The organism is Humibacillus xanthopallidus (genome assembly GCF_006716675.1).
Classification (GTDB): Bacteria; Actinomycetota; Actinomycetes; order Actinomycetales; family Dermatophilaceae; genus Humibacillus; species Humibacillus xanthopallidus_B.
This window is the reverse complement of record NZ_VFPM01000002.1, coordinates 1,037,934-1,059,065: the sequence shown is the minus strand read 5'-3', so window position 1 is coordinate 1,059,065 and position 21,132 is coordinate 1,037,934. Positions and strand designations below refer to the sequence as shown.

Genomic DNA, 21,132 nt, shown 5'->3' with positions numbered 1-21,132 from the left:
GTCAGTTCCTCTTCTCTTGCGGGTCGTCCTGCAGCATCCCGCGCAGGGCCGACCATCGGGGGTCGAACACATCATGGTGGTGGTCGGGGTCGTCCGCGAGCCGTGCTCCGCACTCGGAGCACAGCCCGGGGCAGTCCGGCCGGCACATCGGCTTGAACGGCAGCGTCGGAACGACCGCGTCCCGGAGCACGGGCTCGAGGTCGATGAGGTCACCGACCAGCTCGTGCACCTCGTCCTCGTCCGCGTCGGCTCCCACCTCGTGGTGGTGCGCCGCCCGGTCGGTGTAGGCGAACAGCTCCTGGAAGCTCCCGTCGACAGACAGCTCGACGGGGTCCAGGCACCGCACGCAGGCACCGGTCGCCGTGCCCGTGACCGAACCCGTGAGGAGCACGCCCTCGACGACGGACTCGAGTCGCACCGCGAGCTCGACCGGCGAGCCGGCCCTGATCGCGATGATGTCGGTTCCGAGGTCTTCAGGCAGCTCCACCGTGCGCGAGAGCTCCAGCATCGTCCCGGGTCGCCGATCGAGCCGCTTGGTGTCGAGCACCAGTGGGGAACGGGGGTCGGGGCGGTTCATGGCTCCTGCGCACGATTGAGGTTCGGTCCACTCCACGGCGGATGAGGACCGACGTCCAAGGCTACCGGAGCGTCCTCCACCGCCCAAATCAGCCCAGTCGCTCTTCGAGGGCGACACGCACGTCGTCGGGCACGAGGCCGGAGACGTCGCCGCCGTAGCGCACGACCTCCTTGATGAGCGAGCTCGAGACGTGCTGCAGGTCGGGGGCGGCGGTGAGGAAGAGGGTCTCGACCCCCGTCAGGTGCCGGTTCATGTGGGCCATCGGCAGCTCGTAGGCGAAGTCGGTGCCGCCCCGCAGGCCCTTGACCATGGAGTCGGCTCCCACCTCACGGCATACGTCGACGACCAGCGTGTCGGCCCACGAGCCCACCCGGACGTTGGGCAGGTGCCCCAGCGCCCCCTCGAGCAGAGCGGTGCGCTCGTCGATGCCGAACGTGCCGTGCTTGGCGGGGTTGTGCAGGATCGCGACGACGACCTCGTCGAAGAGGCCCGAGGCGCGGGAGATGACGTCGACGTGCCCGTTGGTCACGGGGTCGTAGGAGCCGGGGCAGACACAGCGTCGCGTCGTCACGTGCCCAACCTAGCCAGCGCGGGCCTCACGCGACGACCTCGTGCGGGGTGGGCTCGGCGAACCACACGGCCGTCTCGCCGTAGCGCTTCTCCCCCGACAGCTCGAGTCCGGCCGGCCACCGCGGCTGCGGCGAGCGGGTCGACCGCTCGACGACGACGAAGGACTCCGGCCCGAGCCACCCGTTCGCGACGAGAGCGCCCAGCACGTCGGCGAGCGCGTCCTCGGACAGGTCGTAGGGCGGGTCGAGGATGACGAGGTCGGTCGGTATGCCGTCCGGTGGGCCCCCGCTCAGCGCGCGTTCCACCGTGTCGACGACGAGACGCACCGCGGGATGCCCGACGGCCGCGATGTTGGCGCGGATCGCGGCTGCCGCACCGCGGTGCGACTCCACGAGGACGACGTGGGCCGCCCCCCGGCTGGCCGCCTCGAGCCCCAGGGCGCCCGAGCCGGCGTAGAGGTCGAGGACCCGCGTGCCGTCGAGGAGGCCACGGTGCTCGAGCCGGCTGAAGAGCGCCTCGCGCACCCGGTCGGAGGTGGGCCGGGTCGATGCGCCCGGGGGCGTGCGCAGCCGACGGCCGCCGGCGGTGCCGCTGATGATCCGGGTCATCTCAGCCCCGCTCCAGCCACGCCGCCTGCTCCTCGTCGAGCCGCATGGCGACGGCCGCGGCGAGGGCGGGGTGCCGGCGCAGGTCGGGGTCCTGCGCGACGAGCGCGAAGGCGTCCTCGCGGGCGTCGGCGATCACCTGCTCGTCCTCGGGCCGGCCGAGACGCAGGTGGCGCACCGAGTTGCCGCGCCCGCTCTGCCGCGCCCCGAGCACGTCGCCCTCGCGCCGGAGCACCAGGTCGACCTGGGCGAGCTCGAAGCCGTCGGTCGTCGCGGCGACCCGGGCGAGGCGCTCGGCGGCGAGCTCCCCCGCGCCCTGGGTCATGAGAAGGCAGAGTCCCGGCGCGGAGCCGCGGCCGACGCGGCCGCGCAGCTGGTGCAGCTGCGAGATGCCGAAGCGGTCGGCGTCGACGACGACCATGACCGAGGCGTTCGGCACGTCCACCCCGACCTCGATGACGGTCGTCGCCACGAGGACGTCGATGTCGCCGGCGGCGAAGGCACGCATCGTCGCCTCCTTGGTGTCCGGGTCGAGGCGACCGTGCAGCACCTCGAGGCGCACGCCCTCGAGAGCGGGGTTGGCCCGCAGCGCCGCGAGCATCGTGTAGACGCCCGTGAGCTCGCGCTCCGGCGGCTCCGGACCCCGGTCACCGTCGCCGTCACCATCGCCGCCGTCGTCCCAGTCGACGTCCCAGGCATCCTCGTCGTCGCCCGCGGAGGCACGGCCCCCGCCGACCGGAGCCGGTCCGAGGGCATCGTCGTCGACGTCGCCGATGCGGGGGCACACGACATAGGCCTGGTGGCCCTTGGCGACCTCCTCGGCCACGCGCTGCCACGTGCGCTCGACCCAGCCGGGCCGGTCGCCGTCGACGACGTGGGTCGAGATCGGAGAGCGTCCGCGGGGCAGCTCGCGCAGGGTGGAGGTCTCCATGTCACCGAAGACGGTCATCGCGACGGTGCGCGGGATGGGGGTCGCGGTCATGACGAGCACGTGGGGCGGACGGATCCCCTTCTCGCGCAGGGCATCGCGCTGCTCGACGCCGAAGCGGTGCTGCTCGTCGACGACGACGAGGGCGAGGTCGGCGAACTGGACGTGCTTCTGGATGAGGGCGTGCGTCCCGATGACGATGCCGGCCTCACCCGACGCGGCGGCCAGCAGCGACCGCTTTCGGGCAGTGGCCCCCTGGCTGCCGGTGAGCAGCGCGACGGTCGTGCCGTGCTCCGCCCCACCGAGCATGCCTCCGAGGGCGAGGTCGCCGAGCATCGCGGTGATCGAGCGGTGGTGCTGCGCGGCCAGCACCTCGGTGGGTGCGAGCAGGGCGGCCTGCCCCCCGGCGTCGATCGCGGCGAGCATGGCGCGCAGCGCCACGACGGTCTTGCCGGAGCCGACCTCGCCCTGGAGCAGCCGGTGCATCGGCCGGTCCGAGGCGAGCTCCGCGGTCAGCACCTCACCGATCTCGCGCTGACCCGCGGTCAGCTCGAAGGGCAGTCGCGCGTCGAAGTCGGCGAGCAGCCCACCCGGCCGGGGGTGGCGAGGGGTCGCGAGCTCGGTCTCGGCGGCCTTGCGCCGCTGGGCGAGGATCGTCTGCAGGACGAAGGCCTCGTCGTACTTGAGGCGCTCGAGGCCTCGCGACGGTTGGTCGTCGACGCGGGGGCGGTGCACGAGCTCTAGCGCTGCGGCCCGGTCGAGCAGCCCGCGGGCTGACCGGACGGGCTCCGGCACCGGCTCGCGGATGCGGTCGACGGAGTCGAGGGCGGTGTGCACGAGGCGCCGCAGCTGCAGGGAGTTGATCTTGCCGGTCGTCGAGTAGACCGGCACCCGGTGCGTCCGGTACCACTCGACGGCCGCCTCGCCCTGCTCGTCGTCGTCGAAGAGCTCGTACTCCGGGTGCGTCAGCTGCAGGCGCCGGCCGTAGGCGCCGATCGTGCCGACGAAGAACCCCCGGACCCCGGGGTGCAGCTTGCCCTCGTGGCCGTACGCGCTGAAGAAGGTGACGTCGAGCTCGTGGCCGTGGTCGTCGGTGAGCACGACGGTGAGCATCTTGCCCCGCCGGTTGCGCATCGTCCGAGACGTCGCCCGCGCGACCTCCGCGACGACGAGCACGTCCTCGCCGACGCGCAAGGAGGACAGGTCGGTCAGCTGCCCGGGCCGCACGTAGCGGCGCGGGACGAACTCGAAGAGGTCGCCGACGGTCTGCAGGCCCTTGGTGCGGGCGAGCTGCTCGGCCTCGCCCTTCTTGACGAGCTTGGTCAGCGGTGAGTCCTCGGTGAGCACGACCACGGCCTACTCCACCCCGACGAGCACGCTGTAGACGGGCTGCCCACCGTCGATCTGTGACACCTCGACCCCGCGGTGCTGCGATGTCGCCTCGGCCGCGAGGGCCTGCCCCAGCCCGTCGCGCGCGCCGGAGCCGAGGACGACCGTCACGAGCTCGCCGCCGCTCGCGAGGAGCCGGCGCACGACCTCGCGGCCCACCTCGACCTCGTCGCTGCCGACGACGACGATGTCGCCGTCGACGACACCGAGCACGTCGCCCGGCTCACACGGCCCGGCGCTCGTCAGAGCCGCCCGGTTCGCCACGGTGACGGCACCGTGGCGCGTTGCCGACGACGCCGACTGCATGGCGAGGACGTTGGCGGACGGGGGCGCACCGGGCTCGAAGACGGCGAGGGCCGCGAGGCCCTGCACCGCCGTACGGGCGTGCACGACCTGGGCGTCGATGCCGTCGTCGGCCACGGCCCGTGCCGCCGCTGCCGCAGCGAGCAGCGTGTCGCCGTCGTTGGGCAGCACGACGACGCCTGCGGCGCCGGTCGCGTGCTGCGCCCTGATGGCGGCGATGAGGGCGCCCGTCGAGGCGCGGCGGCCCGGCCCCGACGGCACGACCGCGGCCCCCGCCTCACCGAAGAGGGCGGCCAGTCCGTCGCCGGCCGCGCAGGCCACGATCGCCGAGCCCGTATGCCGCGAGGCCTCGTGAGCACGCAACGCCGACTCCGCCCCGTGACCGAGGGGCACGACGTCGCGGTCGAGCCGCGTGATGCGCACCCGGTGGGGGCGACCGGCGACGATGCCGGCCTCCACCGCAGCACCGGCGTCGTCGACGTGCGCATGGATGTTCCACTCACCGTCACCACCGACGACGAGCACGGAGTCTCCGAGCTCGACGAGACGGCCTCGCAGCGCGGCGACGGCCTCCTCGTCGGAGTCGGCGAGGAGATACATCACCTCGTAGGCGGGCGAGTCGTCACCAGCGTGGTCGTGCACCGTGTCGTCCGGTCGACCCGCAGTCAGCGGGCCGACGTGCTCGGTGCGGAAGCGCCCTCGGCGCCCCGAGGGGTCGTCGCTGCTCGGGCGACCGCGCTGGCCGGAACAGATGCGCTCCAGGCACTCGAGGAGGATGACGAGCCCGGCGCCCCCGGCATCGACGACCCCCGCGCGAGCGAGCACCTCGAGCTGCTCGGGAGTGTGGTCGAGCGCGACCCGTGCGGCCTCGAGCGCTGCCAGCGACACGGCATACAGCCTCGTCTCGGGGGGCCCGTCGGCCCCGGCGGCCTCGACGGCCGCGGTCGCCATGGCTGTGGCGACCGAGAGGATCGTGCCCTCCTGCGGGTCGGTCACGGCCTGGCGTCCCCGCTCCTCCGCGCGGACGAGGCCGCGGGCGAGCAGCGGGCCGTCGACGACCTCGGCGTCGGCGCACGCCTCGGCGAGGCCACGGGCGAGCTGGCTGAGGATGACCCCGGAGTTGCCGCGGGCCGTCCACAGCAACGCCTTGGCGAAGGCCGCGAGCAGGTCGCCGGCGCCGTGCGGGTCGTGCGTCAGCATCCGCTCGACCGCGCCGTCGAAGGTGAGGAAGAGGTTGGTGCCGGTGTCGCCGTCGGGCACCGGGAAGACGTTGAGGGCATCGATCTCGACGCGCCTCGCCGCGAAGACGGAGCGGGTGAGCAGGGCCCAGCGCCGCACCGCCGGCACGTCGAGGACGGGGAGCGCACCCGGCACGGGGAGCAGGGCACGCGGCGACCCGTCGGGCAGCCGTGCTGCGCCAGGCATCCATCCTCCTGCTCGTCATCGACCGCGACCGTGCATGTGACGGACGCGCGCGGTGCGGGTTCGGGTGGGCCCGCCCGTCGGTCCGACCCACCGGTCCGTACCCACGGCCGCTGGTCGGCAGGCTAGCGCCTCGCCCCGACGGTCGCATGCACCAGCGCGCGGAGCGGGGCGCAGGGCCCGGCTCTCGAGCACTCGCCACGTGATCGGAGCAGCCTTACGGTAAGAGGCGTGCCGCGTCCCGCCTCCGTCCACCGCAAGTCGTGGCCCGGCGCCCCGGCCGGCTTCTTCGAGGTCGAGGCTGCGGGCCTGCGCTGGCTCGCGGAGGCTGAGGGGGGCGCGACAACCGTCGCCGTGCTCGACGTGGCGGTCGACCACATCGACCTGGCCCCGCTCGTCCCGGGACGCGCGACACCCGAGACGGCCGAGGCCCTCGGGCGCGGCCTGGCCCGGACGCACGCCGCGGGAGCCGCGGCCTTCGGCGCTCCCCCACCGGGCTGGAGCGGCGATGCGTGGATCGGCCGACAGCCGCAGCGCAACGAGCCGACCCCCACGTGGGGCGCGTTCTACGCCGAGCAGCGCGTGCGGCCCTTCGTGCGCCGTGCCGTCGACGCAGGCCACCTCGACCGTGCCGGGGCGCTCGTCGTCGAGGCGGTCTGCGACCGCATCGCGGCCGGCACCTTCGACGACGACCGGCCTCCCGCCCGCCTCCACGGCGACCTCTGGTCGGGCAACGTCGTCTTCACCGACGCCGGAGCCGTCATCATCGACCCGGCGGCGCACGGCGGCCACGGCCTGACCGACCTCGCGATGCTCGCGCTCTTCGGCTGCCCCGAGCGTGACCGGGTGGAGGCGGCCTATGCCGAGACCGCGGCGCTCGACCGCACGTGGCGCTCGCTCATCGGCCTCCACCAGCTCCATCCGCTCGCCACCCACGCCGCCTCGCACGGGCCGGCGTATGCCGCGGAGCTCGTCACGGTCGCGGCGCGCTACCGTTGACCTCGGCCCCCGTGACCTCGCGGGGTTCTGCGCCGGGTGAGCGGTCCGCCGTTTTGTCGTCCGAGCACCTCGTCGGCTACGCTTTCCCGGTTCCCCCCGTGCACACGGCGGTGACGCACGCCCCGGCGTGAGTCGGCCCGCGGAGCGGGTGGAGCGCAAGCACTTCGTCAACATCGATCTTCAGGAGAACCCCGTGGCTGCCAACTGCGACGTCTGCGGCAAGGGGCCGAGCTTCGGTCACAACATCTCGCACTCGCACCGCCGCACCAAGCGCCGCTGGAACCCCAACATCCAGCGCGTGCGGACGCTGGTGAACGGTGTGACGCCGAAGCGACTCAACGTCTGCACCTCCTGCCTCAAGGCGGGCAAGGTCGTTCGCTGAACGCCCCTCACCAACGCTGAAGGCCGGCCCCCATCGGGAGCCGGCCTTTGTCGTGCCCGGGGAGGCCTGCTCGCACCAGCGTCCAGTGCGGCTCCGCGCAGTCGCGGTGGTCAGGAGCTGCGGAAGTGGTCCCAGCCGGTGTGGGCGACGGAGTGACCGTCGACGAGCACGCCCGGTCGCTCACCCGCCGCCATCTCGCGGGCGCGACCGATGACCCGCCAGCCGGCGGGCACGAGGTCGACAGGGAAGGTCGCGAGCAGCGAGTGCTCCTCTCCCCCGGCGAGCACGCACTCGAGGGCCTCGGACGCCCCGACGGCGCCGCGGATCTCGGCGAGGTCGACCTCGAGAGCCTCGAGGACGATCTCGAGCACCACACCGCTGGCCCGTGCGAGCCGGGTGCCGTCACGCACGAGTCCGTCCGACACGTCGAGCATCGCGGTCGCCCCGGCCCGCGCGGCCACCGGGCCCTGCGCGAGCGGTGAGACCGGGCGCCGCTGACGCTCCACGGCGAGCGGGTGACGGTCCTCGGACCCGGTCTCGAGCAGGCGCAGACCGGCGGCCGCGAGGCCGAGCGACCCGCACACGGCAAGCGCGTCACCGGGCGTGGCTCCAGACCGCAGCACGACCGGCCCGTCGAGCCGGCCGAGCGCCGTCACTGAGACCATGACGACCCCGGGGGGCGCCGAGGACAGGTCTCCGCCCAGCACGGCCACCCCGGCCTCGGCGCAGGCGCTGCCCAGCCCCGCGGCGTGGTCGAGGACCCATTCGAGCGACAGCCCCGGGTCCGCCACGAGCGTGATGAGCACACCCGTGGGCGTGCCTCCCATGGCCGCGACGTCGGCGAGGTTCTGCACGATCACCTTGTGGCCGATGTCGGAGCCGGACGACCAGGCGTCGAGCCAGTCGCGCCCCAGCACGGCGGTGTCCGTCGTCGCGACCGTCTCGCCGGTGGTGCGCAGCACGGCCGCGTCGTCGCCGGGAGCCACGACGAGGTCGTCGCTGCCTCCGAAGAGCGGCAGGATCCGGTCGAGGAGGTCGTCCTCGTCGAGGGTCCGCAGCGGCGTGCCACCCGTCATCATCGGCCCTCGGGTCGATCGGCTCGGGTCCGGCACGAGGCCCACTCCCCTTCTGGCCCGCGGTCTCGGCCGCGGGGCCCGTCGCTGGGACGAAACGTCTCGTGGCAAGGTAGCGTCAGGTCACGGCCGCAGTCACACTGGGTGCGGGCGGGGCTCGCCCGGCGCGCTCGAGTGTCGCGAGTCCCCCGAGGACCGTCCGATCCGTCAACACAAAGAGGTGACACGTGGTTCAGGCCTACATCCTGATTCAGACCGAAGTCGGCAAGGCGGCCAGCGTCGCGAAGGCGATCGCAGCGATCTCCGGCGTCACGATGGCAGAGGACGTCACCGGCCCCTACGACGTCATCGCCCGCGTCGAGGCGTCCAACGTCGACGACCTCGGGCGGCTCGTCATCGCCAAGCTGCAGGACGTCGCCGGCATCACGCGCACGCTCACCTGCACGGTGGTCCACGTCTGAGGCCCACTCTGAGACGCACACTCACGACGGCGACGCTCTGCGTCGCCGTCGTGCTGCTCGGCTCCTGCTCGCGCGCGCCCGAGGTGGCGCTGGCCCCGGCATCGGCCGCGCCCGCGTGCGCGTCAGCCGCCTGGCCCGCCACCGTGGCGGGCCAGGCGCGCGTCACGACCGACCCCGAGTCCGGGTCGGTGGCGGCGTGGGGAGAGCCGGCACTCATCGCCCGCTGTGGCCTCGAGCCCCTCGGGCCGACCACCGACGACTGCGTGACGGTCGACGGGGTGGACTGGGTCGTGCGCTCGCTCAGCGACGGGTCCATGGCCACGACCTATGGCCGTGACCCCGCGATCGAGGTGCTCGCCCCCGGCGCCTACGGTCCCGTGCCGCTGCTCCTGCCGGCCTTCACTCCGGTGGCCTCGTCGCTCCCGGCGAACGGCCGGCACTGCACCTGAGCCCGTCCCCGTCGAGTGCCCACTTCCCCACGCCCCGAACTGGGCACTCGACTCGGTGTGCCCGTCGAGTGCCCACTTCCCCACGCCCCGAACTGGGCACTCGACGCACCGACCCGGTCGAGTGCCCACTTCCTCGACGCGATGGCCTGTCAGCGCAGCCCGGTGCGTCGCTCGAGGGCGAGCTCGAGCAGCTCGTCGATGAGCTCGGGGTAGGACAGTCCGGTCGCCGCCCACATCCGCGGATACATCGACGTCGGCGTGAAGCCGGGCATCGTGTTGATCTCGTTGACGAGGACGCGGCCGTCGTCGGTGTAGAAGCAGTCGACCCGGGCCAGGCCCTCGCACCCGAGCGACTCGAAGGCCGCCGCCGCCAGCCGGCGCACCTCGTCGGAGATCTCGGGGGGCACGTCGGCCGGGCAGCTGAGGTCGACGTCGGCCTCGGCGAGGTACTTCGCCTCGAAGTCGTAGAAGGCGTGGTTGTCGTGGACGGCGATCTCGCCGACCTGTGACGTGCGCGGCGCGTCCGTGCCGTGCCCCTCGAGCACAGCGCACTCGATCTCGCGGCCGGCGATGCCTTCCTCGACGAGCACCTTGGGGTCGTGCTCGCGCGCTGCCTCGACAGCGGCCTCGAGGTCGGCCGGGTCCTCGACCTTCGTGATGCCCATCGACGACCCGGCCCGCGCCGGCTTGACGAAGAGCGGGTACGTGAGTCTCTCGCAGGACGCCAGTGCGGCGGCACGGTCGGAGCGCCAGGCGCGGTCGGTGATGACGGCATACGGCCCGACGGGGATGCCGTGGCCGGCGAAGACGACCTTCATGTAGTGCTTGTCCATGCCCGTGGCCGAGGCGAGCACGCCGGAGCCGACATAGCGCACGTCCGACATCTCGAGGAAGCCCTGCAGCGTGCCGTCCTCCCCGAACGGCCCGTGCAGGAGCGGGAAGACGACGTCGACCTCACCGAGCTCCTGCGGCGGCTGCCCCGCCTCGAGCACGGTCAGCGACGTCTCCCGCGTCGACAGCGGCAGCACGACGTGGGCGGCGGTCGACTCGACCTCCGGAGTGCGTCCGGCGGTCAGCTCGAAGCGCGACGGGTCGTCCTCGACGAGGACCCACTGGCCGTCGCGCGAGATGCCGATCGGCACGATGTCGTACTTGCTGCGGTCGATGGCGCGCAGCACGCCGGCGGCGGTGGCGCACGAGACGGCGTGCTCGGAGGAACGACCTCCGAAGACGATGGCCACGCGGGGGCGGCGGCTCGGCTGGGCGGGCTGGGGCTGGTCCGTGGTCATCAGACGGAACTCTAGCGGGCGCCCCCGCCCGCCCCTCGTACGCTGAGGCCATGGCTCTCGAGAACGCCCAGGCTCCCCTGCACGTCGACACCGTCCTCGTCGCGTCGGGGCGCCCGCAGCGCACGCCGGGAGCATCAGTCAACGTCCCCGTCGAGCTGACGTCGACGTATGCCGCCGACGGCCCGGTCAACTACGCCCGCGTCGCGAACCCCACGTGGAACGCCTTCGAGTCGGCCCTCGGGGAGCTCGAGGGCGGGGGGGCGCTCGTGCACGCCTCCGGCATGGGCGCGATCTCTGCCGCGCTGTCGCTCGCCGCGCCGGGCCGCACCGTGGTCGCCCCCGACCAGACCTACAACGGCACGGGCGACCTCCTGCTCGCCTTCGAGCAGGCCGGTGGCACGGTCGTCCGGCTGCACGCGAGCGACACCGAGGGCTTCCTCTCCGCGCTCGTCGGTGCCGACCTGCTCTGGCTCGAGTCGCCGACCAACCCGCTCATGGACGTCATCGACCTCGAGCGCGTGCTCGCCCGCTCGCGCGAGCTCGGCGTGACGAGCGTCGTCGACAACACGTTGCCGACACCCCTGCTCTCGCGGCCGCTCGCCCTCGGCGCCGACGTCGTCGTGCACTCGGTGACGAAGTACCTCTCCGGGCACAGCGACGTCGTGCTCGGGGCGACCGTCGTCGCCGACACCGAGCGTGGCCGTGCCCTCGGTGAGCGGCTTCAGCGGCACCGCACGCTGCACGGCGCCATCGCGGGCCCACTCGAGGTCTACCTCGCCCTCCGGGGGCTGCGCACGCTGGCCGTCCGCTTCGAACGGGCCTGCGCCAACGCGACCGTGCTCGCCGAGCGGCTCGCGGGGCACCCCGCCGTCGGTCGCGTGCGCTACCCCGGGGCCGGCGCGATGATCGCCATCGAGGTCGGCGACGACGCGGCCGCCGCAGAGCGCCTGTGCGCGGCCACCCGGCTCTGGCTGCACTCGACGAGCCTGGGTGGCGTCGAGTCGCAGCTCGAGCGCCGCCGCCGCCACCCGAGCGAGCCGCACGCCGTGCCGGTCAACCTCGTGCGGCTCTCCGTCGGCATCGAGCACGTCGAGGACCTCTGGTCCGACCTCGAGCAGGCCCTCGACGCCGTCTGACGCAGCACGTCAGACCCACAAACCCCGGTATGCCGCTCGCCCCGTGCGGCCCCGACGTCGCGGCCGGCACTTCGTGGGTCTGGACGTCCGCGCCCGAGGCGCGGGGCGACCTGCGGGCTCAGCGCTTCTCGGCCTTGAGGTCGCGCGACATGAGTCGCGGGCCGACCTCGCTCGCGGAGTGGCCGTCGCGGATGACGGCGACGACCTGCTCGCAGATCGGCATGTCGACGTCGTGCTGCTGGGCGAGGGTGAGGATCGACTCGCAGGACTTGACGCCCTCGGTGGTCTGACGCATCTCGGCGGCAGCCTGCTCGACCGTCATGCCACGGCCCAGGCGCACCCCGAAGGAGTGGTTGCGCGACAGCGGCGACATGCAGGTGGCGATGAGGTCACCGACGCCCGCGAGCCCCATGAACGTCTGGGGGTCGGCACCGAGGGCCAGCCCCAACCGGGTCGTCTCGGCGAGACCCCGGGTGATGATCGTGGCCTTGGTGTTGTCGCCGAAGCCCATGCCCTCTGCCATGCCCGAGGCGAGCGCGACGACGTTCTTCGTCGCGCCGCAGACCTCGGCGCCGACGACGTCGGTGTCGGTGTAGGGCCGGAAGTAGGGCGTCGCACACGCCGTGGCGACGCGCTCGGCGGTGGCCATGTCACGGCAGGCGACGACACCCGCGGCGGGCTGCTTGCGGGCGATCTCGGGTGCGAGGTTGGGGCCCGACAGCACGACGACACGGTCGTGCTCGATGCGCCCCGCCTCGGCGATGACCTCGCTCATCCGCATCGTCGTACCGAGCTCGACGCCCTTCATGAGGGAGACGACGGGCGCGCCGGACGGGATGTGTGCGCCCCACTGTGACAGGTTGTCGCGCAAGGTCTGCGAGGGCACGACGAGCACGACGATGTCGGCGCTCTCGAGCGCCTCCTCGGGCGCCGTCGTGGCGCGCACGGCCTCCGGCAGGTCGAGCTCGGGCAGGTAGCCCGCGTTGTGCCCGGCGTTGATCGCCGCAGCCGTCTCGGCACGCCGCGCCCACATCGTCACCCTGCACCCTGCATCGGCGAGGATCGCGGCGAAGGCCGTGCCCCAGTTGCCGCTGCCCATGACCGCGACGTGCGTCATGACCTGTCCCTCTCGTCGGAGCGTGGTCGGGCGGTGCGCCCGATGTCCTCGTGGCGCAGCGGGTCGCCGATCTCGGGCACCCCGTGGACTCGCGGGTCGAACCGCTCGACGGGTCGAGACCCCCCGCGCAGCTGCTCGAGCAGCGTCGTGATGGAGTCCATGAGGCGGTCGGTCGCCTCGCGCAGCACCTTCGTGTCCAGGGGCTGGCCGTAGAGGTCAGTGAGGTCGACGGGTGGCCCGGCGATGACCCGGATCGTCTTGCGGGGAAAGAGCGACGGGCGGTGACCGTAGGGAGAGAGGATCTCCTGAGCCCCCCACTGCGCGACGGGGATGAGCGGGCAGCGCGTCTCGAGGGCGACGCGGGCCGCCCCGGTCTTGCCGCGCATCGGCCAGAGGTCCGGGTCTCGCGTGATCGTGCCCTCGGGGAAGATCGCGACGGGCTTGCCCGCACGCACCCCCTCGACGGCGGCCCGGAAGGCGTCGGTGGCCGCCGCCGAGTTGCGGTAGACGGGGATCTGGCCGGCCTTGCGCAGCAGCCAGCCGACACCTCGTACGCGGAAGACGCTCTCCTTGGCGAGGAAGTATGCCGGCCGGCCGTTGTCGAACATGTAGTGCGCGAAGGGCAGCGGGTCGGCATACGAGATGTGGTTGGGCGAGACGACGAAGCCGCCCTCACGCGGGAGGTTCTCGGCGCCCCGCCAGTCGCGCTTCGTGAGCAGCACGAGCCATGGGCGCACCAGGATCTCAGCGAACCGGTAGGCCCACGGGAGGCCTTTTCGGCGGGCACCGGCCACGTTCGTCTGATCCTCCTCGTCGTGCGCACGGCGGGCGCCGTGCGGGGTACGCGACCTCGGGCGGCCGCGCGGGTGTCGCGCAGGTTCATCTTGTCCACGCCGCGACGTGGTGTCGAGCAGCGTAGCCCGCGAGTGGCACGATGTTCGCCAGCATGAGCCAAAGCCCCCGCGAGCCATCCACCGGTCCAACCTCGACGCCACGCACGCCCTCGAGCGCCTCCGACGTCCCGGGGGGCGGCCTCGTGGGCCGCGAGCACCCTTGGCACGTGGTCATCCCCGTCAAGCGGACCGATCAGGGCAAGTCTCGTCTCGGACCCGCCGTCGGCGCCGACCGCGCGATGCTCTCGTGGGCCATCGCCGACGACACCATCGCGGCGGCCGTCGCAGCCGTGGGCCCGAGCAGGGTCGTGGTCGTGACCTCCGACGACGGGGTGCGCACGACGTGGCGGTCGCGTGGCGTCGTGGTCGTCGACGACCCCGGGGCTGGGCTCAACGCCGCCGTCCGCGCCGGCGAGGCGGCGACCCCGGTAGGCCGGTTGACGGCGGCACTGCTCGGAGACGTGCCGGCGCTGCGCCCCGAGGACCTGGCCGCGGCATTGTCAGCGGCCCTCGAGGTCGGGGAGTCCTTCGTGCCCGATGCTGCCGGCACCGGCACCGTGCTCCGGTGCGGCGCTGGTTTCGAGCCGCGCTTCGGACCCGACAGCGCGGCCCGCCATGCGGCGGACGGGGCAGCGCGCCTCGAGCTCGACCTGCCGAGCCTTCGCACCGACGTCGACGACGCCTCGAGCCTCGCCGCAGCCCGACGGATCGGGCTCGGCCGGCGCACGAGCGCCCTTCTCACGGACCGGGCATCTGGTTGGATCAGGAGCATGCAGGCGACCGTGCACACCTTCGACCCCGAGACCCGCACGGGAAGCGTGCTGCGCGACGACGGAGTGCAGCTGTCGTTCGACGCCCACACGTTCGACGACAGCGGTCTTCGGCTGCTGCGCAGCGGTCAGCGGCTCACCGTCGAGGTCGTCGACGACATGGTCGTCGCCATGCGCATCGTCGGCATCGGGCACGACCAGCGCATCCGCTGACACCGCTCACACTGCTGGCGCCGCTGACCCCTCGGGCATCCACCACCCGCGTGGCGACCCCACGGTGCGACGACGGGCCGCGAGCCGGGGTGACCCCGGCGCGGCCCGTCGAGCACCTGAGGGGTGGACGTGCGGCCGATCAGACTGCTCAGCGCGACGCGGCCTTCTTCGCCGTCGTCTTGCGGGTCGTCGTCTTGGCCGCGGTCTTGGCGGGGGCGGCCTTGGTCGCTGCCTTCTTCACCGTGGCGGGTGCTGCCTTGGTCGCCGTCTTCTTCACGGCGGTCTTCGTGGCGGCGGCCTTCGTCGCGGTGGTCGTCGCGGCCTTGCGCGTCGTGGCCCTGGCGGCGGTCTTGGCGGGAGCCGCCTTGGTCGCGGTCGTCGTCTTGCGCGCTGCCGCCTTGGCGGGAGCCGCCTTGGTCGCGGTCGTCGTCTTGCGGGTCGCCGTCTTGGCCGGCGCAGCCTTGGTGGCCGTGGCCCGCTTGGCCGGAGCAGCCTTGGTGGCCGTCTTCTTCGCAGCGGTCCTCGTGGCGGCGGCCTTCGTCGCGGTCTTCTTCGCCGGGGTGGCGGAGCCGGCCGACGCCCGCGAGGCAGCAGGCTGGTCCTTGGCGAGCTTCTTCGTGCCGGCCACGACCTCCTTGAAGTTCGTGCCCGAGCGGAACTTCGGCACGCGGGTCTTCTTGATGCGCACCGTCGCTCCGGTCTTGGGGTTGCGACCGGTGCGCGCCGCACGGTCGGCCCGCTCGAACGTGCCGAAGCCGGTGATCCCGACCTTGCCGCCCTTGGCGACCTCACGGATGACGACGTCGAGGAAGGCCTCCAGCGCGTCGGACGCCACCTTCTTGCTGCCGAGCTTGACCTCGAGTGCGTCGATCAGTTCTGCCTTGTTCACGTCTTCCCCTCCAGAGGACTGTCGGTGTCAGGCGACCCGACGGGATGTGAGTCCGGAGCACGTCCGGCTACCTCCTGACGTTAGGCCGAGTCGGAGGGCACGTCCATCACCGCTCTGTGTCTCTTTCGTTGTGTCGCAAGCACTTTGACGCCCTGGGACGCCTCCTCGACCGCCGGTCGAACCACGTTCCGCGCGACGTCCCGCAACCTAGAAAACGACGAATCCCACTGGGAGGCAGTGGGATTCGTCGTGTCTCAACAGGCACGATCCTGTCGGCTCGGGTCCATCAGGCGAGGGTGGTCACCGGCTTGTGAGTGGGCCGCGACGCCTCGAACTTCGAGACCTCGTCCTCGTGTCGGAGGGTGAGACCGATGTCGTCCAGCCCTTCGAGCAGACGCCAGCGGGTGTAGTCGTCGATCTCGAAGGGGGCCACGATCTCGCCGGCGTGGACGGTGCGGGAGACGAGATCGACGGTGATCTCGGCGCCCGGGTTGTTCTCGAGGTACTTCCAGATCAGCTCCACGTCGTCCTGCGACACGATCGCGGTGAGCAGTCCCTGCTTGCCGCTGTTGCCACGGAAGATGTCGGCGAAGCGCGAGCTGATGACGACGCGGAAGCCCCAGTTCATGAGGGCCCACACGGCGTGCTCTCGACTCGAGCCCGTGCCGAAGTCGGGGCCTGCCACGAGGACCGAGCCATTGGCATACACCGGACTGTTGAGGACGAAGGACTCGTCCTTGCGCCAGGCCGCGAAGAGGCCGTCCTCGAAGCCCGTGCGCGTCACCCGCTTGAGGTACTCGGCCGGGATGATCTGGTCGGTGTCGACGTTGCTGCGCCGCAGCGGCACGCCGACGCCCGTGTGGGTCGTGAATGCGTCCATGGCTCAGGCCTCTCCGGTCGTGGCGGTCGCGCCGGCGGTGGCGGTCGCGCCGGTGGTGGCGGACGCCAGCTCACCGGGGGGCGGGGCGTCGAGGTCGGACGGGCTCGAGAGCGTGCCACGAATGGCGGTGGCCGCCGCGACGAGCGGGCTCACGAGGTGGGTGCGGCCACCCTTGCCCTGCCGCCCCTCGAAGTTTCGGTTGGAGGTCGAGGCGCTGCGCTCCCCCGGCGCGAGGGTGTCGGGGTTCATGCCGAGGCACATCGAGCAGCCGGGCAGGCGCCACTCCGCCCCCGCCTCGGTGAAGACGGTGTCGAGGCCCTCGGCCTCGGCCTGGAGGCGCACCTTGGCCGACCCGGGCACGACGAGCATCCGCACGCCGTCGGCGACCTGGTGGCCCTTGACGACGGCCGCGGCGGCGCGGAGGTCCTCGATGCGGCCGTTGGTGCACGAGCCGACGAAGACGGTGTCGACCTTGATGTCACGCAGGGGCGTGCCGGCCTCGAGACCCATGTAGGCCAGCGCGTTGGCTGCGGCGAGCCGGTCGCTCTCGTCGGCGAAGGACTCGGGGTCCGGCACCGACTCCGAGAGCGGGAGGCCTTGGCCGGGGTTGGTGCCCCAGGTGACGAACGGCGTCAGCTCGGTGGCGTCGAGGTCGACCTCGGCGTCGAAGACGGCGTCGTCGTCGCTGCGCAGCGCGGTCCACTCGGCGACTGCGGCGTCCCAGTCGGCGCCGGTGGGTGCGTGCGGGCGGCCCTTGAGGTAGTCGAAGGTCGTCTGGTCGGGAGCGATCATGCCGGCGCGGGCGCCGGCCTCGATCGACATGTTGCAGACCGTCATGCGCGCCTCCATCGAGAGCGCCTCGATGGCCTCGCCGCGGTACTCGATGACGTAGCCCTGACCGCCGCCGGTGCCGATCTTGGCGATGACGGCGAGCACGACGTCCTTGGCGGTCACGCCGTCGGGCAGGGCGCCCCGGACGTTGACGGCCAAGGTGCGGAACGGCTTGAGCGGCAGCGTCTGGGTGGCGAGGACGTGCTCGACCTCCGACGTGCCGATGCCGAAGGCGAGGGCCCCGAAGGCGCCGTGGGTGGAGGTGTGGCTGTCGCCGCACACGACGGTCATGCCCGGCTGCGTCAGACCCAGCTGGGGGCCGACGACGTGGACGATGCCCTGGTCGGCGTCACCCATCGGATAGAGGCGGACCCCGAACTCCTCGCAGTTGCGGCGCAGCGTCTCGACCTGGACCTTCGACACCGGGTCGGTGATCGGGCCCGGCGTCGTCGGGACGTTGTGGTCCTCGGTCGCGAGCGTGAGGTCGGGGCGGCGCACCCGGCGACCGGCGAGGCGCAGGCCGTCGAACGCCTGGGGACTGGTCACCTCATGGAGGAGGTGGAGGTCGATGTAGAGGAGATCCGGCTCCCCCTCGGCACGTCGCACGACGTGTGCGTCCCAGACCTTCTCGGCGAGTGTGCCTGCCATCTCCAACCTTCCGCTCGCGGGGCTCATGCCCGCTCGTGCCGCTGTCGCTGCCATGGTGACTCAAGGCGAGCGCGCGCCACCGAGGACCCGGTCGCGACGTCGCTCATCCGCCAGCGTGGACCCTTTGTGGGCCCCATGGATTGACGTCTCAGTGCCTGAGACGTCAATATCAGTGCATGGACAACTCTTCTGGCGTCGGCGTACTCGACAAGGCAGCCACCGTGCTCGGGGCGCTGGAGGCCGGTCCGGCCACCCTCGCGCAGCTCGTCGGCGCCACGGGTCTGGCCCGTCCGACCGCCCATCGCCTCGCCGTCGCGCTCGAGCACCACCGGCTCGTCTCGCGTGACATGCAGGGTCGCTTCGTGCTCGGTCCGCGCCTCGGCGAGCTCGCCTCCGCCGCCGGCGAGGACCGACTGCTCGCGGCCGCCGGCCCGGTGCTCGGCGCGCTGCGCGACCACACGAACGAGAGCGCGCAGCTCTTCCGTCGCCAGGGCGACCAGCGCATCTGCGTCGCCGCTGCCGAGCGGCCCGTGGGTCTGCGCGACTCGATCCCGGTCGGGGCCACCCTTTCGATGCTCGCCGGCTCCGCCGCGCAGGTGCTGCTCGCCTGGGAGGAGCCCGACCGGCTCCACCGTGGCCTGCAGGGCGCCGCCTTCACGGCGACCGCGCTGTCCGGTGTCCGTCGCCGTGGCTGGGCCCAGAGCGTCGCCGAGCGTGAGGCAGGGGTGGCCTCGGTGTCCGCTCCCGTACGCGGCCCGTCGGGTCGCGTCGTCGCCGCCGTCTCGATCTCGGGGCCGATCGAGCGGCTCTCGCGCCAGCCCGGTCGGCTGCACGCCGCGACCGTCGTCGCCGGCGCCAACAAGCTCACCGAGGTGCTGCGCCGCCACCACGCGATGCAGCAGCAACAGCAGCAGCAGCACAACGCCTGACGTCTGGAGCCGGGCCGACCCGGCGCCAGAGCGGCGCCAGAGCGGCGCCAGAGCGGTCCCACCCCGTCGCCACACCCACCGCCACGCCCACCGCCACGCCCATCGCCAAGGCAACGGATCGGTCACGATCCGGACCCGGTCCGCCGGGGCGACAACCTCGGGGAGCTCGATCGCGTCAGTCTGTTGAGCGTGCGGTCGACGGTGACCGTGCGCATGATGGGTGCCGGCAGCGGCGCCAGTGTCGACAGGGGAAAGACCATGCAGCAGGTGACCACGAGAGCCGGCGTCGCTCGCCGGCTCCTCGCCATCGGCGGCGCGATCGCCATCGCGCTGACCGCGTCCGCGTGCACGCCCGACGCCGCGGTGATCGCCAACCCGACGAAGGTCGCCCAGTCGTCGCGGGCGACTGCTCCCCCGTCGAGCGCCGAGACGCCGCCCGAGCCCCCCACCTCGACAGCCGTGCCGACGACGACCGCCCAGCCGCTGACGCCGGAGCCCACGGTCACCGCCAAGCCCACCCCGACAGCCAAGCCGACCCCGACCACCACCCCGAAGCCGCCGCCGGCGGTCATCATCCTCGAGCAGGGTGACACCGGCCCCAAGGTCCGCGCCTTCCAGGCCCGCCTGCGCCAGATCGGATGGTTCGCCGGCGACGTCTCCGACCGTTACGGCGCGAAGACCGCCGCCGCGGTGCGCGGCTTCCAGGCGAAGCGCGGCTACCCCGTCACCGGCACGGCCGACGAGCGCACCTACGACAAGCTCATCGCGATGACGCGCCGCCCGACGGCCGACGAGCTCGCCAACGTCAAGCCGAAGCCGCCGGAGGCCAAGCCCGCCTCCGTCTCGTGGGACGTCGACGAGCGCTGCATGACCGGACGCGTCATGTGCATCAGCAAGTCGACGCGGCGTCTCACGTGGGTCGTCGACGGTGTGCCGCAGTACGGCTTCGACGTCCGCTTCGGCAGCGACGAGCTGCCGACCCGTGAAGGCGTCTTCTCCGTCTATCTCAAGAAGGTCGACGTCATCTCGAACCTCTACCACACGCCGATGCCCTACGCGATGTTCTTCTCCGGCGGCCAGGCCGTGCACTACTCGTCGAACTTCGCCCGCCTCGGCTACTCCGGCGCCTCGCACGGCTGCGTCAACGTGCGCAACAAGCCGCTGCTCATCCAGCTCTACAACGAGGTCCGCATCGGCGACAAGGTCGTCGTGCACTGGTGAGTGGCGCACGGGTGCCGGCCGCACGGCATACCCCCGCTCCTGCCCTGACGGGGCACGACCCCACGGACGTAGGCTGACCGGACACCCCAAGGTCACCTCAGGAGGCACCGTGCTCAAGGTCGGTTGGAAGGCGTCAGCGGAGCAGTTCGGACCCCGCGACCTCGTCACGTATGCCGTGCAGGCCGAGGAGGTCGGGCTCGACTCGGTCTTCATCTCCGACCACTTCCAGCCGTGGCGGCACGAGGGCGGGCACGCTCCCTTCGCCATGGCGTGGCTCGCCGCCGCGGGCGAGCGCACCGAGCGCGTCGTGCTCGGGACCTCCGTCATGACGCCGACGTTCCGCTACAACCCCGCCGTCGTGGCGCAGGCGTTCGCCACCCTCGGCGCGCTCCATCCCGGACGCATCGTCCTCGGGATCGGCACGGGCGAGGCGCTCAACGAGGTCGCCGTCGGCGCCGCGGGGTCGCCGTGGCCGGACTTCAAGGAGCGCTTCGCCCGCCTCCGCGAGGCCGTGACGCTCATGCGCCGACTCTGGACCGAGGACCGCGTCGAGTTCGAGGGCGAGTTCTACCGCACCCACGGGGCGTCGGTCTACGACCGCCCCGAGCAGCCCGTGCCCGTCTACGTCGCTGCGGGCGGGCCGCTCGTCGCGCGGTATGCCGGCCGGTCGGGTGACGGGTTCATCTGCACGTCCGGGAAGGGCCGCGAGCTCTACGAGGACAAGCTGCTCCCGGCCGTCGACGAGGGCCTCGAGAAGTCCGGACGCACCCGCGACGACATCGACCGGATGATCGAGATCAAGCTCTCCTACGACCGTGACCACGCGCAGGCGCTGCACAACGTGCGCTTCTGGGCACCCTTGTCGCTCACCGCCGAGCAGAAGCACGGCGTCCACGACCCGATCGAGATGGAGCGGCTCGCCGACGAGCTCTCCGACGAGGAGATCGCCAGGCGGTGGATCGTCACGAGCGACCCCGCGGAGGCGGTCGAGGCCGTGCGGCAGTACGTCGACTGGGGCTTCAACCACGTCGTCTTCCACGCCCCGGGCCACGACCAGGGCCGCTTCCTCGAGCAGTTCTCGGCCGACGTCCTGCCGGGCCTGCGCGAGCTCGGCTGAGCCAGCCGATCGGGTCGCACACGTCGCGGCTGCCGCGGTGG

21 protein-coding genes are annotated in these 21,132 nt (G+C 72.5%); 9 read left to right on the top strand and 12 right to left on the bottom strand.

Annotation, left to right across the window (positions count from 1 at the left end; translation table 11 throughout):
• Nucleotide 1 precedes the first annotated feature (1 nt).
• The 5 genes from FBY41_RS12810 to FBY41_RS12790 form a co-directional block, all read right to left on the bottom strand.
• The gene (locus FBY41_RS12810; protein WP_141844620.1) at nucleotides 2-577 is read right to left on the bottom strand and encodes a YceD family protein; all 576 of its coding nucleotides are present in this window, start codon (nucleotides 575-577) and stop codon (nucleotides 2-4) included.
• An 88-nt stretch (nucleotides 578-665) separates the two neighbouring features.
• Entirely contained in the window at nucleotides 666-1,148 is a 483-nt protein-coding gene (coaD, locus tag FBY41_RS12805; protein WP_141844619.1) for a pantetheine-phosphate adenylyltransferase, read from the bottom strand.
• A gap of 25 nt (nucleotides 1,149-1,173) precedes the next feature.
• Entirely contained in the window at nucleotides 1,174-1,755 is a 582-nt protein-coding gene (rsmD, locus tag FBY41_RS12800) for a 16S rRNA (guanine(966)-N(2))-methyltransferase RsmD (RefSeq protein WP_141844618.1), read from the bottom strand.
• Between the two features lies 1 nt (nucleotide 1,756).
• The gene (locus tag FBY41_RS12795; RefSeq protein WP_141844617.1) at nucleotides 1,757-4,033 is read right to left on the bottom strand and encodes an ATP-dependent DNA helicase RecG; all 2,277 of its coding nucleotides are present in this window, start codon (nucleotides 4,031-4,033) and stop codon (nucleotides 1,757-1,759) included.
• 3 nt (nucleotides 4,034-4,036) lie between these two features.
• Nucleotides 4,037-5,797 (bottom strand): DAK2 domain-containing protein, encoded by a 1,761-nt coding sequence (locus FBY41_RS12790; protein WP_141844616.1) that lies wholly within the window; start codon nucleotides 5,795-5,797, stop codon nucleotides 4,037-4,039.
• 228 nt (nucleotides 5,798-6,025) lie between these two features.
• Here FBY41_RS12790 and FBY41_RS12785 point away from each other — a divergent pair, with 228 nt between their 5' ends.
• Together FBY41_RS12785 and rpmB are read left to right on the top strand one after the other, a co-directional pair.
• Nucleotides 6,026-6,793: a fructosamine kinase family protein gene (locus FBY41_RS12785; RefSeq protein WP_141844615.1), complete on the top strand. Its 768-nt coding sequence runs from the start codon at nucleotides 6,026-6,028 to the stop codon at nucleotides 6,791-6,793.
• 193 nt (nucleotides 6,794-6,986) lie between these two features.
• Nucleotides 6,987-7,175 (top strand): 50S ribosomal protein L28, encoded by a 189-nt coding sequence (gene rpmB / locus FBY41_RS12780; RefSeq protein WP_141821962.1) that lies wholly within the window; start codon nucleotides 6,987-6,989, stop codon nucleotides 7,173-7,175.
• A 110-nt stretch (nucleotides 7,176-7,285) separates the two neighbouring features.
• On the opposite strand, the gene thiL is transcribed toward rpmB, so the two are convergent.
• On the bottom strand, nucleotides 7,286-8,251 hold the full coding sequence (gene thiL, locus FBY41_RS12775) for a thiamine-phosphate kinase (protein WP_260439741.1): 966 nt from the start codon (nucleotides 8,249-8,251) through the stop codon (nucleotides 7,286-7,288).
• Between the two features lie 224 nt (nucleotides 8,252-8,475).
• Here thiL and FBY41_RS12770 point away from each other — a divergent pair, with 224 nt between their 5' ends.
• Together FBY41_RS12770 and FBY41_RS12765 are read left to right on the top strand one after the other, a co-directional pair.
• Nucleotides 8,476-8,709, top strand: coding sequence for an Lrp/AsnC ligand binding domain-containing protein (locus FBY41_RS12770; RefSeq protein WP_141819150.1), 234 nt, complete (start codon nucleotides 8,476-8,478; stop codon nucleotides 8,707-8,709).
• A 50-nt stretch (nucleotides 8,710-8,759) separates the two neighbouring features.
• Nucleotides 8,760-9,158, top strand: coding sequence for a DUF3515 domain-containing protein (locus FBY41_RS12765; RefSeq protein ID WP_260439740.1), 399 nt, complete (start codon nucleotides 8,760-8,762; stop codon nucleotides 9,156-9,158).
• Between the two features lie 149 nt (nucleotides 9,159-9,307).
• On the opposite strand, the gene FBY41_RS12760 is transcribed toward FBY41_RS12765, so the two are convergent.
• Nucleotides 9,308-10,447 (bottom strand): D-alanine--D-alanine ligase family protein, encoded by a 1,140-nt coding sequence (locus FBY41_RS12760; RefSeq protein WP_141844614.1) that lies wholly within the window; start codon nucleotides 10,445-10,447, stop codon nucleotides 9,308-9,310.
• A 50-nt stretch (nucleotides 10,448-10,497) separates the two neighbouring features.
• Between FBY41_RS12760 and FBY41_RS12755 the strand changes: the two genes are divergently transcribed.
• Nucleotides 10,498-11,583, top strand: coding sequence for a trans-sulfuration enzyme family protein (locus FBY41_RS12755; protein ID WP_141844613.1), 1,086 nt, complete (start codon nucleotides 10,498-10,500; stop codon nucleotides 11,581-11,583).
• 118 nt (nucleotides 11,584-11,701) lie between these two features.
• Here FBY41_RS12755 and FBY41_RS12750 read toward each other — a convergent pair whose 3' ends face one another.
• Both FBY41_RS12750 and FBY41_RS12745 read right to left on the bottom strand, forming a co-directional pair.
• A complete protein-coding gene (locus FBY41_RS12750; RefSeq protein WP_141844612.1) occupies nucleotides 11,702-12,700 on the bottom strand; it encodes an NAD(P)H-dependent glycerol-3-phosphate dehydrogenase in 999 nt (332 codons plus the stop codon).
• A complete protein-coding gene (locus FBY41_RS12745) occupies nucleotides 12,697-13,494 on the bottom strand; it encodes a lysophospholipid acyltransferase family protein (protein WP_260439738.1) in 798 nt (265 codons plus the stop codon). Before FBY41_RS12745 ends, FBY41_RS12750 begins: the two co-directional genes overlap by 4 nt.
• A gap of 266 nt (nucleotides 13,495-13,760) precedes the next feature.
• Here FBY41_RS12745 and cofC point away from each other — a divergent pair, with 266 nt between their 5' ends.
• On the top strand, nucleotides 13,761-14,576 hold the full coding sequence (gene cofC, locus FBY41_RS12740) for a 2-phospho-L-lactate guanylyltransferase (RefSeq protein ID WP_221629273.1): 816 nt from the start codon (nucleotides 13,761-13,763) through the stop codon (nucleotides 14,574-14,576).
• A 148-nt stretch (nucleotides 14,577-14,724) separates the two neighbouring features.
• On the opposite strand, the gene FBY41_RS12735 is transcribed toward cofC, so the two are convergent.
• From FBY41_RS12735 to leuC, 3 genes are all read right to left on the bottom strand, one after another.
• The gene (locus FBY41_RS12735; protein ID WP_141844609.1) at nucleotides 14,725-15,465 is read right to left on the bottom strand and encodes an HU family DNA-binding protein; all 741 of its coding nucleotides are present in this window, start codon (nucleotides 15,463-15,465) and stop codon (nucleotides 14,725-14,727) included.
• 286 nt (nucleotides 15,466-15,751) lie between these two features.
• Entirely contained in the window at nucleotides 15,752-16,345 is a 594-nt protein-coding gene (gene leuD, locus FBY41_RS12730; protein ID WP_141844608.1) for a 3-isopropylmalate dehydratase small subunit, read from the bottom strand.
• A 3-nt stretch (nucleotides 16,346-16,348) separates the two neighbouring features.
• Nucleotides 16,349-17,824 (bottom strand): 3-isopropylmalate dehydratase large subunit, encoded by a 1,476-nt coding sequence (leuC, locus tag FBY41_RS12725; RefSeq protein WP_141844607.1) that lies wholly within the window; start codon nucleotides 17,822-17,824, stop codon nucleotides 16,349-16,351.
• A gap of 176 nt (nucleotides 17,825-18,000) precedes the next feature.
• Between leuC and FBY41_RS12720 the strand changes: the two genes are divergently transcribed.
• From FBY41_RS12720 to fgd, 3 genes are all read left to right on the top strand, one after another.
• Nucleotides 18,001-18,753 carry an IclR family transcriptional regulator gene (locus FBY41_RS12720; RefSeq protein ID WP_020142814.1) on the top strand — a complete coding sequence of 251 codons (753 nt, stop codon included), beginning with the start codon at nucleotides 18,001-18,003 and terminating at the stop codon, nucleotides 18,751-18,753.
• Between the two features lie 267 nt (nucleotides 18,754-19,020).
• A complete protein-coding gene (locus FBY41_RS12715) occupies nucleotides 19,021-19,974 on the top strand; it encodes a peptidoglycan-binding protein (protein WP_260439735.1) in 954 nt (317 codons plus the stop codon).
• Between the two features lie 109 nt (nucleotides 19,975-20,083).
• On the top strand, nucleotides 20,084-21,091 hold the full coding sequence (fgd, locus tag FBY41_RS12710; protein WP_141844605.1) for a glucose-6-phosphate dehydrogenase (coenzyme-F420): 1,008 nt from the start codon (nucleotides 20,084-20,086) through the stop codon (nucleotides 21,089-21,091).
• Nucleotides 21,092-21,132: the final 41 nt, after the last annotated feature.

Bases quoted from the DNA above. Each gene is read 5' to 3' on its own strand.
- FBY41_RS12810 (WP_141844620.1), bottom strand. From the start codon at position 577: ATGAACCGCCCCGACCCCCGTTCCCCACTGGTGCTCGACACCAAGCGG.
- rsmD (WP_141844618.1), bottom strand. From the start codon at position 1,755: ATGACCCGGATCATCAGCGGCACCGCCGGCGGCCGTCGGCTGCGCACG.
- FBY41_RS12790 (WP_141844616.1), bottom strand. From the start codon at position 5,797: ATGCCTGGCGCAGCACGGCTGCCCGACGGGTCGCCGCGTGCCCTGCTC.
- thiL (WP_260439741.1), bottom strand. From the start codon at position 8,251: ATGACGGGTGGCACGCCGCTGCGGACCCTCGACGAGGACGACCTCCTC.
- FBY41_RS12760 (WP_141844614.1), bottom strand. From the start codon at position 10,447: ATGACCACGGACCAGCCCCAGCCCGCCCAGCCGAGCCGCCGCCCCCGC.
- FBY41_RS12755 (WP_141844613.1), top strand. From the start codon at position 10,498: ATGGCTCTCGAGAACGCCCAGGCTCCCCTGCACGTCGACACCGTCCTC.
- FBY41_RS12750 (WP_141844612.1), bottom strand. From the start codon at position 12,700: ATGACGCACGTCGCGGTCATGGGCAGCGGCAACTGGGGCACGGCCTTC.
- leuD (WP_141844608.1), bottom strand. From the start codon at position 16,345: ATGGACGCATTCACGACCCACACGGGCGTCGGCGTGCCGCTGCGGCGC.
- leuC (WP_141844607.1), bottom strand. From the start codon at position 17,824: ATGGCAGGCACACTCGCCGAGAAGGTCTGGGACGCACACGTCGTGCGA.
- FBY41_RS12720 (WP_020142814.1), top strand. From the start codon at position 18,001: ATGGACAACTCTTCTGGCGTCGGCGTACTCGACAAGGCAGCCACCGTG.